Source organism: Streptomyces tendae (assembly GCF_008632955.1).
Taxonomy (GTDB): Bacteria; Actinomycetota; Actinomycetes; order Streptomycetales; family Streptomycetaceae; genus Streptomyces.
The window spans coordinates 5,998,437-6,012,367 of the sequence record NZ_CP043959.1 but is presented as its reverse complement, the minus strand read 5'-3'; the positions used below and the strand labels follow the sequence as shown (position 1 = coordinate 6,012,367).

Annotated in this window: 12 protein-coding genes and 1 pseudogene; 9 read left to right on the top strand and 4 right to left on the bottom strand. The window is 72.6% G+C overall.

Going from position 1 to position 13,931, the window contains the following annotated elements:
• Window positions 1-155 precede the first annotated feature (155 nt).
• The 3 genes from F3L20_RS27560 (at window position 156) to F3L20_RS27550 (ending at window position 2,244) form a co-directional block, all read left to right on the top strand.
• Window positions 156-1,013 (top strand): fumarylacetoacetate hydrolase family protein, encoded by an 858-nt coding sequence (locus F3L20_RS27560; RefSeq protein ID WP_150156619.1) that lies wholly within the window; start codon window positions 156-158, stop codon window positions 1,011-1,013.
• Window positions 1,014-1,168: 155 nt separating this feature from the next.
• Window positions 1,169-1,669: a hypothetical protein gene (locus F3L20_RS27555; protein ID WP_150156618.1), complete on the top strand. Its 501-nt coding sequence runs from the start codon at window positions 1,169-1,171 to the stop codon at window positions 1,667-1,669.
• Window positions 1,670-1,908: 239 nt separating this feature from the next.
• A complete protein-coding gene (locus F3L20_RS27550; protein ID WP_150156617.1) occupies window positions 1,909-2,244 on the top strand; it encodes a hypothetical protein in 336 nt (111 codons plus the stop codon).
• 6 nt (window positions 2,245-2,250) lie between these two features.
• On the opposite strand, the gene F3L20_RS27545 is transcribed toward F3L20_RS27550, so the two are convergent.
• A complete protein-coding gene (locus F3L20_RS27545; protein WP_150156616.1) occupies window positions 2,251-2,742 on the bottom strand; it encodes a heme-degrading domain-containing protein in 492 nt (163 codons plus the stop codon).
• Window positions 2,739-3,815, bottom strand: coding sequence for a Gfo/Idh/MocA family protein (locus tag F3L20_RS27540; RefSeq protein ID WP_150156615.1), 1,077 nt, complete (start codon window positions 3,813-3,815; stop codon window positions 2,739-2,741). Before F3L20_RS27540 ends, F3L20_RS27545 begins: the two co-directional genes overlap by 4 nt.
• A gap of 55 nt (window positions 3,816-3,870) precedes the next feature.
• On the opposite strand from F3L20_RS27540, the pseudogene F3L20_RS27535 reads away from it, so the two are divergent.
• The 6 genes and pseudogenes from F3L20_RS27535 to F3L20_RS27510 all read left to right on the top strand — a co-directional run bounded on the left by F3L20_RS27535 (window position 3,871) and on the right by F3L20_RS27510 (window position 9,588).
• Window positions 3,871-5,014: pseudogene (locus F3L20_RS27535) on the top strand (ROK family transcriptional regulator).
• A gap of 133 nt (window positions 5,015-5,147) precedes the next feature.
• Window positions 5,148-5,840, top strand: coding sequence for an LPXTG cell wall anchor domain-containing protein (locus tag F3L20_RS27530; protein ID WP_150156614.1), 693 nt, complete (start codon window positions 5,148-5,150; stop codon window positions 5,838-5,840).
• A 92-nt stretch (window positions 5,841-5,932) separates the two neighbouring features.
• Window positions 5,933-6,712: an HAD-IIA family hydrolase gene (locus F3L20_RS27525; RefSeq protein WP_145827599.1), complete on the top strand. Its 780-nt coding sequence runs from the start codon at window positions 5,933-5,935 to the stop codon at window positions 6,710-6,712.
• 133 nt (window positions 6,713-6,845) lie between these two features.
• The gene (locus tag F3L20_RS27520) at window positions 6,846-7,433 is read left to right on the top strand and encodes a hypothetical protein (RefSeq protein ID WP_150156613.1); all 588 of its coding nucleotides are present in this window, start codon (window positions 6,846-6,848) and stop codon (window positions 7,431-7,433) included.
• A gap of 8 nt (window positions 7,434-7,441) precedes the next feature.
• The gene (locus F3L20_RS27515) at window positions 7,442-8,134 is read left to right on the top strand and encodes a class F sortase (RefSeq protein WP_150156612.1); all 693 of its coding nucleotides are present in this window, start codon (window positions 7,442-7,444) and stop codon (window positions 8,132-8,134) included.
• A gap of 425 nt (window positions 8,135-8,559) precedes the next feature.
• On the top strand, window positions 8,560-9,588 hold the full coding sequence (locus tag F3L20_RS27510) for a glycoside hydrolase family 6 protein (protein ID WP_150156611.1): 1,029 nt from the start codon (window positions 8,560-8,562) through the stop codon (window positions 9,586-9,588).
• Between the two features lie 81 nt (window positions 9,589-9,669).
• Here F3L20_RS27510 and F3L20_RS27505 read toward each other — a convergent pair whose 3' ends face one another.
• Window positions 9,670-11,610, bottom strand: coding sequence for a kelch motif-containing protein (locus tag F3L20_RS27505; protein ID WP_150156610.1), 1,941 nt, complete (start codon window positions 11,608-11,610; stop codon window positions 9,670-9,672).
• A complete protein-coding gene (locus tag F3L20_RS27500) occupies window positions 11,607-13,640 on the bottom strand; it encodes a glycosyltransferase family 2 protein (protein WP_150156609.1) in 2,034 nt (677 codons plus the stop codon). The genes F3L20_RS27505 and F3L20_RS27500 overlap by 4 nt, the downstream gene beginning before the upstream one ends.
• Between the last annotated feature and the right edge of the window lie 291 nt (window positions 13,641-13,931).

Genomic DNA, 13,931 nt, shown 5'->3' with positions numbered 1-13,931 from the left:
ACGCGGCGGCGACGGCACGGGCGCGGTCCAGTACGTGAACCGGGTCTTGCGGAGTGGAGCGCCCGGCCTGGAGGATCGGCCGGTCCTCCGACGGCCGCGCCCGCCGCACCGGTCGTCCCGTCGGGCGGGCGCCCGCGAGTGAGGGAGACGTGACCATGAAGCTGCTGCGAGTCGGTACACCGGGGCAGGAGCGGCCCGCGCTGCTCGACGCCGGCGGCGCCCTGCGCGACCTGACGGGACTCGTCGCCGACATCGACGGGACGCTGCTGGCCGACGCGGAGGCCCTCGGCCGGATCAGGGCCGCCGCCGACGTCGGCGCCCTGCCCGTGCTGGACGGGGCGGCGCCGCGGATCGGGCCGCCGCTCGCGCGGATCGGCAAGATCGTGTGCATCGGGCTGAACTACCACGACCACGCCCGCGAGACCGGCGCCGAGCCGCCCGCCGAGCCGGTGATCTTCTTCAAGACACCGGACACGGTCGTCGGCCCGGACGACACGGTGCTGATCCCGCGCGGGTCCGTGAAGACCGACTGGGAGGTCGAGCTGGCGGTCGTGGTCGGACGCACCGCGCGGTACCTGGAGTCGGCCGAGGCGGGACTCGCGCACGTCGCCGGGTACGCCGTCGCCCACGACGTCTCCGAGCGGGAGTTCCAGATCGAGCGGGGCGGCACCTGGGACAAGGGCAAGAACTGCGAGACGTTCAACCCGCTCGGCCCGTGGCTGGTCACCGCCGACGAGGTGCCCGACCCGCAGGCCCTGTCCCTGCGGCTGTGGGTCAACGGCGAGCTGAAGCAGGACGGTACGACGGCGGAGCAGATCTTCCCCGTCGGTGAGGTCGTGCGGTACGTCAGCCAGTTCATGACCCTGTACCCGGGCGACGTCATCAACACCGGCACCCCGGCCGGGGTGGCGATGGGCCGGCCCGAGCCGAAGCCGTACCTGAGGGCGGGCGACGTGGTCGAACTGGAGGTCACGGGGCTGGGCCGGCAACGGCAGGTGCTGGCGCGGGCGTAGGGGGCGTGAGGGCGCGGGCCCGCGGGGCTTTCCCGCCGTGACCCGGCGTACGCGCCCTTCCCCGGCGGGCCCCGTCCCGTCACACTGGTGCCGCTCGACGCCGGTCCGCACCGGCTACGGGCGGGGCGGGGCGCGATCCGGGGGGAGTGAGCTGCGTGGCGGTGACCGACGATCCGTCCGACGACGAGGTGCGCGCGAGACTCGACGCGCATCTGGCGCGCCGTCAGGGCAGGCGGCCCCTGACGGCGGCGGACTTCTCCCTCACCCGACTGCACCTCCTCCAGGCCTCGGTCACCCGGCACATCGAGGAGCGCACCGAGTCGACGCGGCACGAGCCGGGGGACGTCGACCTCGCCGACCGGCCGCTCTACGAGGTCCTGCGGGACTACGAACTCGGCCCGCGCGACAAGCCTCTCCACAAGCCGGTGGAGCTGGTCAAGCGCGGCACGGTGAACGGCCGGTCGTGCGGCTGCGGCAACGGCCGGCAGCAGTGCCCAGACTGCAAGGGCGTGACCTACCGGTCGTGCGAGCCGGCTCGGCCGTGCCCGGTGTGCGAGGGGGTCACTCCGTGCGCCCAGTATCTCAAGCACGGTGGGCTGCCCGCCACCCCGGGCCGGCCGCCGAAGGCGCGGCGGCCCGCCCTGATGAGCGGGTGACCTGCGCGGCCTGCCGCACACCCGACAGCGCGTGCGCCGGCTGCCAGGGCTGGGGGAGGGTCCGGTGCGAGAGCTGCGGCGGGAAGGGACGCATCCCTTGCACGCCCTGCCGTGCGACTGGGACCGTCACCTGCGAAACCTGCCGTGGGAAGGGGAAGCTGACGTCCTGGACGGCCGGGCGGATCACCTGGACCGCGCGCACCGAGAAGGCCGAGTACCCCGACCCGTGGCCCCGGCGGGTGGCGGCGGACCTGGGAGCGGGTGCGTGGCACAAGAGCCGGCTCGGCTCCGGCGACCCGCTCCCCGACGACCTCTCCGCCGACCACCGCGCCGCGCTCGAAAGGCCCCTGCGGCACGTCAAGGGAGAGCAGGACCGCACGGTCGTGATCAACCGTCTCACCGTCGTCCGGGCCCGGCCACCCGGCGGGGGCAACAGGGAGTACTACCTCTTCAGGGACCTGACCGGTCAACTCGCCGTCTGCCAGCGGGTGTCGGACGAGGGCCGCAGGAAGGCCGCCCTGGCGGTGGCGGCGGTCGCGGTCCTCGTTGTCCTCGTACTCCTCCTGGTCGGGTGACCCGGGCTACGCCCGTGACAGGAAGTGCTCCAGCGCCTCCACCACCAGGCGATGGTCCTGGAGTTGGGGCAGGCCCGAGACCGTCACCGCGCCGATGACGCCGGCGCCCTCGACGGTGACCGGGAAGGAGCCGCCGTGGGCCGCGTAGGTGTCCGGGTCGAGGCGGGACGACTCCTCGAACGTCGTGCCCTTCGCCCGGAACCGCGCGCCCACCAGGTACGACGCGGAGCCGTAACGCTCCACCACCCGGCGCTTGCGGGCGATCCACGCGTCGTTGTCGGGCGTGGAGCCCGGCAGCGCGGCGTGGAAGAGCTGCTGCCCCGCGCGGTGGATGTCGACCGCGACCGGCGCCTGCCGCTCGCGCGCCAGCTCCACCAGCAGGGAGCCGAGCGCCCAGGCGTCCTCGTGGGTGAACTGCCGGAACACCAGGCGCCGTTCCTGCGCCTCCAGCTCCTCCAGGGTGGGCGTGAGCTCGGGGGACTGCTTCGGGGTGGTCACAGGGTCACCGTCACCTTCTCGGCGGCCGAACGGCGCGCCGCCTCAAGGACGTCGAGGGCGGCCGCCGCCTCCAGCGCGGTCACCGGGTTGGGGCCGTCGGCGAGCAACGCCCGTGCCACGGCCGCGTAGTAGGCGGGGTAGTCGCCCGGCAGCGTCCGTACGGGGCTGCCGCCGCCGGTCACCGGGGACTCGCCGGCGCCGACGCGGCCCCACAGCTCCTCCGGCTCCGTGCCCCACTCGGTGTCGTCGGCGCCCGGGCGCAGGCCGTCACGCAGGGCCGCCTCCTGGGGGTCGAGGCCGTGCTTGACGTAACCGGCCTTCGAGCCGAGTACGCGGAAGCGCGGGCCGAGCTGCGCGGTGGTCGCGGAGACGTACAGGTGCGAGCGGACCCCGCTCTCGTGGGTCAGCGCCAGGAACGTGTCGTCGTCGGTCCGCGCGCCCTCGCGGCGGACGTCCGTCTCGGCGTACACGGAGGTCACCGGGCCGAAGAGGACCAGGGCCTGGTCGACGACGTGGCTGCCGAGGTCGTACAGCAGACCGCCGACCTCCGCCGGGTCGCCGGACTCCCGCCAGCCGCCCTTGAGCTGCGGGCGCCAGCGCTCGAAACGGGACTCGAAGCGGTACACCTCGCCGAGCTCGCCGTCCGCGATCAGCCGGCGCAGGGTGAGGAAGTCGTTGTCCCAGCGGCGGTTCTGGAACACGGACAGGAGCAGGCCGCGCTTCTCGGCGAGGGCGGCGAGCGTGCGGGCCTCGGCCGCCGTGCCCGCGACGGGCTTGTCCACGACGACCGGCAGACCGGCCTCGAGGGCGGCGGTGGCGATCGGGACGTGCGTCCGGTTCGGGGACGCGACGACGATCAGGTCCAGCTCGCCGGCGCGGGCCCACAGCTCGTCCGCCGAGGCGGCGACCGTCACGTCCGGGGAAGCGGCGCGGGCCTGCGCCTGACGCTCGGGGTTCGAGGTGACGACCGTGTCGAGCGCGAGGCCCTGGGTCGCGGTGATCAGCGGGGCGTGGAACACGGAACCCGCGAGGCCGTAGCCCACGAGGCCGACGCGGAGGGGAGTGCCAGTCATGGTCCTACTTTCGCAACGCTGTTGCCAAAGTGCAAGGGCGAGCCACAATGGGCGGGTGAACAGGACGTACGGCGCCGGCCTGCGGGGCGCGAACGGGTCAGGGACGCGCGGGGCGAACGGCGGGGTCAACCTGCTCGCCCTGCGCAGCCACAACACCGCGCTCGTGCTCGACCTGCTGCGCACGGCGGGGGCGGAGGGCATCAGCCGGCTGGAGCTCGCCGAGCGCACCGGGCTCACCCCGCAGGCGGTCAGCAAGATAACCGCCCGGCTGCGTGAGGAGGGCCTCGCCGCCGAGGCCGGGCGCCGCGCGTCCACGGGCGGCAAGCCACGCACGGTGCTGCGGCTGGTGCCGGAGGCCGGGCACGCGGTGGGCGTGCACCTGGACCGTGACGAACTGCGGGCCGTGCTGGCCGACCTCGACGGGACGGTGGTGGCGCGACGGCATGCGCCGCTGGATCTGGGGGCCGGTGCGGAGGCCGTACTGGGGCGGGTCGCGTCGGCGGTGGAGGAACTGGCGGCGGAGGTTCCGGAGCGCGGCCCCGGGGGGTCCCTGCTGGGCGTGGGCGTCGCTCTGCCCGGGCCGCTCGACCATCGGCGGGGGGTGCTGCACCGGGTGACGGGGTTCCCCGAGTGGGACGGGTTTCCGCTGCGCGACTCCCTGTCCGAGCGGCTGGGGGCGGTGCCCGTCGTCGTGGACAAGGACACCAACGCGGTGGCGCTCCGGCTGGCGGTCGGGGGCGAGGGCGGCTCGTTCGCCTATCTGCACCTCGGTACGGGGCTGGGGGCCGGGCTGGTGATCGGCGGGAGCGTGCACCGGGGGCCGCGGACCGGGGCAGGGGAGTTCGGGCACCAGGTGGTGCAGTTGGACGGGCCGCCGTGCGGGTGCGGGACCGGGGTGCGTGGAGGCGTTGTGCCTGGCGGCCGTGGCGCGGGGGGAGACGGCGGAGGCGGCGCGGGTGCTGGGGACCGGGGCGGCGAATCTGGTGGGGCTGCTGGACATCGACCGGGTGCTGCTGGGCGGGCGGACGGTGGAGGGGATCCGGAGCCGTTCGTGAGGGGGGTGCGGGCGGTGCTGGAGGCGCGGGCGCGGAGGACGGGGGAGGAGGGTGTGCCGGTGCGGGTCGTCCCGGGGAGGGGAGGGGGTCGCGGAGGGGGCGGCGGAGTTGGTGCTGGCGCCGGTGTTCGGGCAGGACGGGTAGCTGCGCGGGCGGGCGCGGGTGGGGGTGTTCGGTCCCGGTGACTTGGTAGGTGCGCGGTGCGGGTGCGTGCGGATCGCGCGGGGACCTGGATCGCGGTGGCACCGCCTGGGGGTTCGGGGGAGATTGGGCCGTTATGGGATACGTGGTGCTGGGTGTCGTTGCGGGCGTCGTGGTGTGGGGGGCCGGGGCCGGGGGTGTGGAGCAGGTGGGGCTTCCCAGCTGTGCGGGCGCGGGGGACCGCGGCTTCCCGCTCACCGCACACATCCGGGGCGGGCCCGAGGCGTACGACGCCGGGGGTGGGTTCGGGGGGTGGGAGCTGGAGCTGAGCAACACCACCGGGCGTACCTGCACCGGCGTGCACCCCGTCGTCGTGCTCGTCGACGAGGAGCGGAAACTCAAGCCCTCCCAGCCCCGGCTGGAGTTCTACGACCCCGCCGGCCGGCCGCACCCCGTGCGGTTCGAGGCGACCGACGCGGACGAACTCGTCGGGGCCTTCGCCGACGACGGGGAGCGGTTCCCCGGGTTCACCGTCGGCCCCCGCGCCACCCTCACCGTGAAGGTGCGCCTCGCCGTCACCTCCGACGCCGTACCGAACCACGTCACCGCCACCGCCGCCGTCGTCCAGCGGCGGGACGGCGACGGCGACTGGGTCGGGCAGTCCGACGGCTACCGCTTCCGCGTCGACGGCGCCCCCGGCCGCGACGGCTTCTCCCTCGCCGAGGAGCTCGCTCGGACCGGCACCGGCCCTCAGGTCCTCGTCCTCGCCGCCGGGGCCGTCCTCACCGGCGCCCTGGCCGTGCTGTTCGCACGCCGGCGCCGCGGCTGAGCGCCCCGTTCCCGTAGCGCCCGTTCCCTCATGATCCGGGTCTGTTTAGGCTGGGACGCACGCTGGACCGCGTACGGCAGGAGATCCCGCACATGGCAGACCGCAAGCCCATCGAGTCCTGGCTCACCGACATGGACGGGGTGCTGATCCACGAGGGTGTGCCGATCCCCGGCGCCGACTCCTTCATCAAGAAGCTGCGCGAGTCCGGGCGGCCCTTCCTGGTGCTCACCAACAACTCGATCTACACCCCGCGCGACCTGCACGCCCGGCTGCGCCGGCTGGGCCTGGAGGTGCCGATCGAGAACATCTGGACGTCCGCCCTGGCCACCGCCAAGTTCCTCGACGACCAGCGGCCCGGCGGGTCGGCGTACGTCATCGGCGAGGCCGGGCTGACCACCGCGCTGCACGACATCGGCTACATCCTCACCGACCACGACCCCGACTACGTGGTCCTCGGCGAGACCCGGACGTACTCGTTCGAGGCGATGACCAAGGCGGTGCGGCTGATCAACGCCGGCGCCCGCTTCATCGGCACCAACCCCGACGAGACCGGCCCCTCCACCGAGGGCCCGCTCCCGGCCACCGGCGCCGTGGCCGCGCTCATCACCAAGGCGACGGGCAGGCAGCCGTACTTCGCGGGGAAGCCCAACCCGCTGATGATGCGCACCGGGCTCAACACCATCGGGGCGCACTCGGAGAGCAGCGCGATGATCGGTGACCGCATGGACACCGACGTGCTCGCGGGCATCGAGGCCGGCATGAAGACGTTCCTCGTGCTCACCGGGCTGACCCGGCCGGAGCAGGTGGAGAACTTCCCGTACCGGCCCTCCAAGGTCGTCGACTCCATCGCGGACATCGTCGACCTCGTCTGACCGCGGGCCCTCCCGCGCGACCTCGTCACGCCGCCCCCGCACGTCCCGTTCACCCGCTCGGCGCAGTGCGGGGCGTACGGGGGTGCGGGGCGGGACCGCGCGGGGGAACCTCCGAAGTGTCTGGAGGTTAACGATGGGTAAGCGCCGACTCGCTCTCTGCGCGAGTGTCCTGGCCGTCACCGCGCTCGGCCCGGTGGCCCGGGCGGCGGACGGCGGAGGTCTCTCGGTGACCCCCGCGGCTCCCGCCCCCGGCAGTGACATCGTCCTGAGGGTGACCGGGTGCGACGCACGCGAGGCGGTCGCGCAGTCCCCGGCGCTGGTGTCCGACGCCCGCCTCACCCGCACCGGCGACGGACTCGCCGGCGACAGCCGCGTACGGTCCGCCCTCACCCCGGGGACGTACGCGGTGACGTACGCCTGCGACGGCACCGAACGCAAGGCGGCCCTCAAGGTCACCCGGGGCCCCGCCCCCGCCGGCGAACCGGCACCCCCGGCAGACCGGGCCCCGCAGACGCCGCAGGCCCCGCAGACCCACCCCTCACCCGTGGCCCCCGTGGACGCCGGAGGCGGCGGCACCGCGCGCGCCGTCGCCGCCGACCGTGAGAGGCACGGGCCCGGCACGGCGCAGACGGTGGTGGCGCTGGCGCTGGCCGGGACCGCCGCCGTCACCGTCCACCGCCGGGCCCGCCGTCAGGCCCGGCGCGGCAGGGGGACGGGTTGACCGGGACCATGCGCCGCGTGACGGGCGAGGAGGACGTGGAGACGAACGGGACGGGCCTGCGGTCCGTTCGGCGGAGGCTGCCCGCCGGCGCGGTCTGGGTGGTGCTGCTGCTCGGGCTGTGGCTGTGGGGCCGCGGACTGACCGAGGTGCCCGCCGGGACGGCCGGACCCGCCACCGGCGACATGGCGGCGGCCGGACGCCCGCCGCTGGTCGACCTGCCCACCGTGCACCGGCCGCTGAAGGCCGCCGAACCCCTCACCCTCGACATCCCCGGCCTGGAGTTGCGTGCCCCGGTCGTCGCCCGGGGCCTGGACGAGCGCGGCGCCCCGGAACCGCCTCCGCTGGAGCGGGCGGGCGAGGTCGGCTGGTACGCGGACGGGGTGACCCCGGGCGCGGTGGGCACCGCGCTGATGGTGGGGCACGTCGACACCGACACCCGGCCCGCCGTCTTCCACCGGCTGGACACGCTGGAGCCCGGACAGGAGATCCGGGTGGCCCGCGCGGACGGCACGGTCGCCGAGTTCACCGTCGAGGACGTCCGCGTGCTCGACCGGGACGGCTTCGACGCGAGTCAGGCGTACGGCCCGCGCCACGAGGGGCGCGCCGAGCTCCGGCTGATCACCTGCGGCGGCACCTACGACCGCACGGCCGGCGCCTACTCGGCGAACGTGGTCGTCTCGGCGTACCTCACCGACGCGTGAGCACCCACGTGGCCGCGCCCCACGCCTGAGCGCGTGCGGCGGCGCGGGCGCACCGGCCCGGTCGACGGCCCGCTCCCCGGGGCCGCCGACCGGGCCGGTCCTCGACCGTGCGGAGCACGGGCCGCGGGAGTGACCCGGCGGACGCGCGGGAGGCCGGAGAAGGCGCAAGCACCGGCCGGGACACCGGCCGGCCGGTGTCCCCGACTCCAGAGGGAAAGCCCGGCCCGGCCCAGGGGCCGTTCCACGTCACGTCCCGGACCGGTCGCTTTCCGTGAACGGAGCAGGTCGCCGAGGATCCGCCCGCCCGGCCGGGGCCCGCTGTAACAGGCCGTGGACAAGGCGGACTCGGCCGTCCTGACGCCTGGGGACGTGTGCCAGGATTGGGGCTCGGAAGACGTGGCACGAGTGCACCCAAGGGGGGTTGGATGTACGGCAGCAGGGGGGTCGGGGCGTTCGCCGGAGGGCGGGCGTCCGCAGTGGTGCTGGGGGCGGCACTGCTGCTCGCGGGATGTTCCTCCGGGGGTGACGACAAGGAGGGCGAGGCACCGCGGGCCGTCACGCAGCAGCCCAAGGAGGCGGCTCCCTTCTGGGTCAACCCGGAGGGTCTCGCGGCGCGCAAGGTGGCCGAGCTGCGGCACGACGGCAGGAAGGCGGAGGCCGAGCAGCTCCGCAAGATAGCCGAGCAGCCCGCGGCGGAGTGGATCAGCCCCGAGAAGCCCGAGGAGCAGACCCGCGAGCTCACCGAGAACGCCGACAAGGTCGGCCGGCGGGCCGTCCTGGTCCTTTACAACATCCCGCACCGCGACTGCGGCCAGTACTCACAGGGCGGCGCCGAGGACGGCGACGCCTACCGGGACTTCGTCGGCGCGGTGGCCAAGGGCATCGGGGACCGGCCGGCGACGGTGGTGCTCGAACCGGACGCGGTGCTGCACCTGGTGGACGGCTGCACCCCGCAGGAGTTCCACGAGGAGCGGTACGACCTCCTCAAGGGGGCCGTCGCCCAGCTCAAGGGCCTGAAGAACACCACGGTGTACCTGGACGCCGGCAACGCGGGCTGGGGCAACCCCGACCAGATCTTCGAGCCGCTGAAGCAGGCGGGCATCGAGCAGGCCGACGGCTTCGCGGTGAACGTGTCGAACTTCTACACCACCGAGGACTCCATCGCCTACGGCAAGGAGCTGTCCGCCAAGGTCGGCGGCAAGCCCTTCGTCATCGACACCAGCCGCAACGGCAACGGCCCCTACACCGAGGGCGACGCGGACGAACGCTGGTGCAACCCGCCCGGCCGGGCGCTCGGCGAGACCCCGACGACCCGGACGGCCGACCCGCTCGTCGACGCCTACCTGTGGATCAAGCGCCCGGGGGAGTCGGACGGCGAGTGCAAGGGCGGGCCGAAGGCCGGCCAGTGGTGGGCCGACTACGCGCTGGCGCTGGCCCGCGGATCGGCCGGCTGACCGGCCGCCCGGCGGGAACGGGACGCGAAAGGGGCGCCGTGCGTGTCGCACGGCGCCCCTCGGCGTGTATCCACCGGTGCGCTACGGCACCTGCACCCACTGGGCCTTGCTGGGCGTGCCGTCGGCGTCGGTGACGAACAGCATGTACCAGCCGGACTGGACCAGGTTCTTGTTCTTCGGCACCGTCACCGTGACCTTGTCGCCGTCGGTGGTGAAGTCCAGGGCGATCGAGCGCTGGTCCACGTCGGTGACGTGGGTGGTGGCGCTCGGCCGGATCAGCCGGACCTTCTTGACCGACGCCGCGTCCCGCGAGGTGAACGTGCCGGACGTGCCGCGCTTGATCGTCTGCGGCCCGCCGGACAGGTCGGGCCGCTCCTGGTCGCCGTACAGGTACGGCGGGGTGTAGATCTCGATGCGCTGCTCGAACTCGCCCGGCTTGGTGTTGGCCTTGTCGGCGTACAGCGAGTCCGAGCCGAAGAACATCACCCGGCCGTCGGGCAGCAGGATCGACCCCGAGTGGTAGTTGCGGCCCACCAGCGGGTCGGCGACCCGCCTCAGCTCGTTGCGCCCGGTGTCGTAGATGCGCGCCTCGAGGATGTTGGAGTCGCCGCGGCCGCGGTAGTCCTGCGAGCCGCCGGAGATCAGCACCTCGTCGTTCGGCAGGATCGACGCCTGCGGGTAGCGCGTGCCCTTGTCCAGCGACGGACCGTCCACGAACTCCGGGTCGTCGGCCTTCAGGTCGACGATCCGGGTCTTCTCGCTGGCCAGCGGGGACTCGCCCACGCCGCCGCCGCCGATCACCATGTACTTCTCGTCCTGGGCGGGCGGCAGCAGCACCGTGTTGGACGTCTCCATCAGCTTCGGGTCGCTGAGCCCCGGGATCTTCTTGAACTTGTTGGACCCCACGTCCCAGACGCCCGGGTCACGGCCCACGTCGTCCGGTCCGTACCCCGCGTTCGAGCCCGAGTAGAAGACCTTGCCGTTCTGCATCAGGAACAGCGCCGGGTACGTCGGGAACTGGCGTTCCTCGTCGGTGTAGGTCCACTCCTTGGTCTTCGGGTCGTAGACCTCGTTCTTGCCCGGGACCAGCTGGCCGATGTCGTCGAGGCCGGAGACGCTGAGGATCCTGCCGTCGCTCAGGGTGGTGAGCGTGGGGTACCAGCGGGCCTCCTTCATCGGGTCGACCTTGATGTACTTCTCGGCGACCGGGTCGAACTCGAAGGCGTCCCGGATGCCCTGGAAGTCCTTCTTGTCCATCGCGAGTTTCTCGGCGATGCCGTACGTGTTGCGGGCGTCGGCGCCGGTGAGCCCGTGCACGCGGTAGTTGTCCTGCGTGCCGGTCTCGTACTTGGCGCCCTCCTTCTGCGCCTCGACGTAGATGCGGCCCACGCCCGGGGTGTTGCCCAGGAACTCGCCGGTCTGCGGGTCGAACTTCTTCTCGGCGCGCGGGACGAGCACCGGGTCCTTCGAGACGAAGGTCTTGCCGTTCTCCTTGCCGGTGAACCTGGTGCCCGCCGGGAGCGTGATCGGCTTGTCCGGGTTCTCGTTCTGGACGAGCATCAGGCCGCCGGCCTTCTTCACGTCACCCTTGAGCTTCTCGTACCGCTTGGTGCCGCCCGCGATCAGCAGGTTGCCGTTGGCGAGCTGGGTGTGCCCGGTGCAGAACAGGTCGGACGGCGTGGGGATCTTCTTGACGGTGCCCTTGACCGGGTCCCAGATCCGGGTGTCGTACCGCTTCGCGTCGAAGTTGTCCTGGTCGTTGCCCGACCCCGCGACGAGCAGCACCTTGCCGGTGCGCAGCAGCGCCGCGTGGATGGTGTTCTGCCGGTACTCCTCGGGAAACTCGACGATCTCCCACTTGCCGTTCGCGGCCTTGTACTCCGGCTGATTGATCTTGTACTGGTGGTATTTCTCGGTCCCGAAGCGGTACAGCCACGGCCCGTTCATTCCGGCCAGCGCGAGTACCACCGTCGTGCCTATCGCGATCCGACGGGCGCGACGGCGGCCTGCACGGTCAGTCATTCCTTACGTCCCCCAAGTCCACCAAGGGCGATCTGCATGGTCTGGTCGTCGCCGGGGGTGTGGCCCCCGGGCCCTCCCGGCCCTTCGGGGCCCCCGGATCCGCCCGGAGCGCCGTGCGAGCCGGCCCAGTGCGGCCGGGACTGCGGCTGGTGCGGGGCGTGCTGCTGCGGCAGCCGCACGCCGTCGGCCGGGGTCGCGTCCTCGCGGTGCTGACCCGCCGCGTGGGCGCCGGGCTTCTTGCGGTCCTGCCGCATGCCGTGGCGCCAGGCGAACATCGGCGCCGCGGTGATGAACAGGGCGAAGGTGGCCCAGATGACCATCGCCGGGTGGGAGTGCCCGAAGACGAAGCCCGCGGCGATGGAGCCACCGAAGATCAGGATGAAGTACCAGTGGTAGCGGAAGGTGCCGAACCAGGTGTCCGGGCTGGCCGAGTCGCCCTTCGGGGTGACGACGAACTTGCTCTTGCGGCGCAGCACCGAGTCGATCAGTGCCTTCGCGTACAGCGGCGCCGACAGCGCGGACATCACCATGCCGGCCACACCGCCGGAGCCCTCCGGCTCGTGCGGGGAGACGTTGTGGCGGCGGTTCCAGACGTACAGGCCGATCTGCAGCGCGGAGGCGTTGCCGTAGAGCATCAGCCAGACGGCGGGGTCGATGTTCACACCCGAGGCGCCCAGGCCCAGGAACAGCGCGCAGCTGAGCGCCGCGAGGATCCAGTTCAGGGCGGACATCGGATAGAAGATGATCATCATGGTGTAGTTGAAGAGCTTGCTCGGCGGGAGCGAGTACCAGCCCTTCCAGTACTGCTTGAGGATCGTCTCGTACGTACCGCGCGACCAGCGCATCTGCTGGGTGAAGAAGTCCGTCCAGGCGTTGGGGCCCTCACCGACCGCCAGCACGTCCGGGGTGTAGACCGAGCGCCACTTGCGGCCGGTCTCCGGGTTCTTGGCGCGGTGCATCTCGAAGCCGGTCGCCATGTCCTCGGTGATCGAGTCGTACAGGCCGCCGATCTGCTTCAGCGCCTTGATGCGCACGGCGTTGGAGGTGCCCACGAACATCGGCGAGCCGTAGCGGTTGCCGGCCCGCTGGATGAGCGCGTGGAAGAGGAACTGCTGGGACTCGGCGGCCTTGGTGACGAAGTTGTCGTAGTTGCCGTAGACCTGCGGGCCGATGACGAAGCCGACGTCCGGGTCGCGGAAGAAGCCGAGCATCCGCTCCAGGTAGTTCGGCAGCGGCACGTGGTCGGTGTCGACCGAGGCGAAGAAGTCGTAGTGGTCGCCGTGCGCGTCGAGCCAGGCGTTGTAGTTGCCGTGCTTGGTCCTGGCCCGGTGCGGGCCCTTCGCCTGGTTCCACTTCGCGACGCCCTTGCGGGAGAAGTGGCGCACGCCGAGGCGCTCGCAGACCGCCTTGACCTCGGGGTCGTCGCCCTCGTCGAGCAGCCAGACATGCATCAGACCGCGGTGGCGGATCTTCACGGCCGCCTCCAGGGTCTTCGTCACCATCTCCAGCGGCTCCTTGCCGGGCACGAAGGAGGTGAGGAAAGCCACGCGGGTGCCGGTCTCGGGCACCACCGGGACCGGGTCGCGGGCGACCAGGGTCGCGTGCGCGTTCGACACCACGTTCAGGCAGCGGAAGAGCTCGATCAGGCCGATCGAGACGAGCATGACGATGTCGAGGGCGGGCAGCCACTCGAACGCCGGGTAGTCGCGCTCCGTCCAGTGCGAGGGCTGGAGCAGCCACACCAGCAGCACCAGCGACAGCACGGGGGCCGCCAGCAGCATCAGCGCGATGCGGAGGCGGTGCGGCTCCTGCGAGATCAGCGAGCGGTACTGGACCCGGTACGGCCTGCTCGGATCGGGCTGGGTGAGGGGACCCGCGAGTCTGCTGTAGTGCTCGTAGTCGTATCTCGGCAGCGCCTTCTTGATCCTGCGGAACGTGCCCGTGTTCCAGTTCCGATGGCCGGGCACCCTGAGCTGGGTGGTCTGGGACGGGTCGTCGTCCCGGTGGGCGCCCGTCGGCGTCGACGTCATGAGTCATCCCCCCACACGCGTCACGAGCGCGTGTTTCGTCGCTTTCCTGCGTCCGTCGTCGGTCCCCCTCGACCTCCGGACGTGTCAGTGGCGGACCGCTGTCACCACGTCACGCACACCTTATAGACACGCGCTCGTGTCCTTCCGGTTGCATGATCCCCCTCGGTCGCCGGGACCGGGAACGGGGTCCCTCACCCCGTCCGGACCGGCAGCCGGTTCTCGCCGTCCCCCAACGGCCGCGGTGCGGCGGTCTTTTGAAGGGTCCAGGTTCCCGGTTCGTTCATCATGATC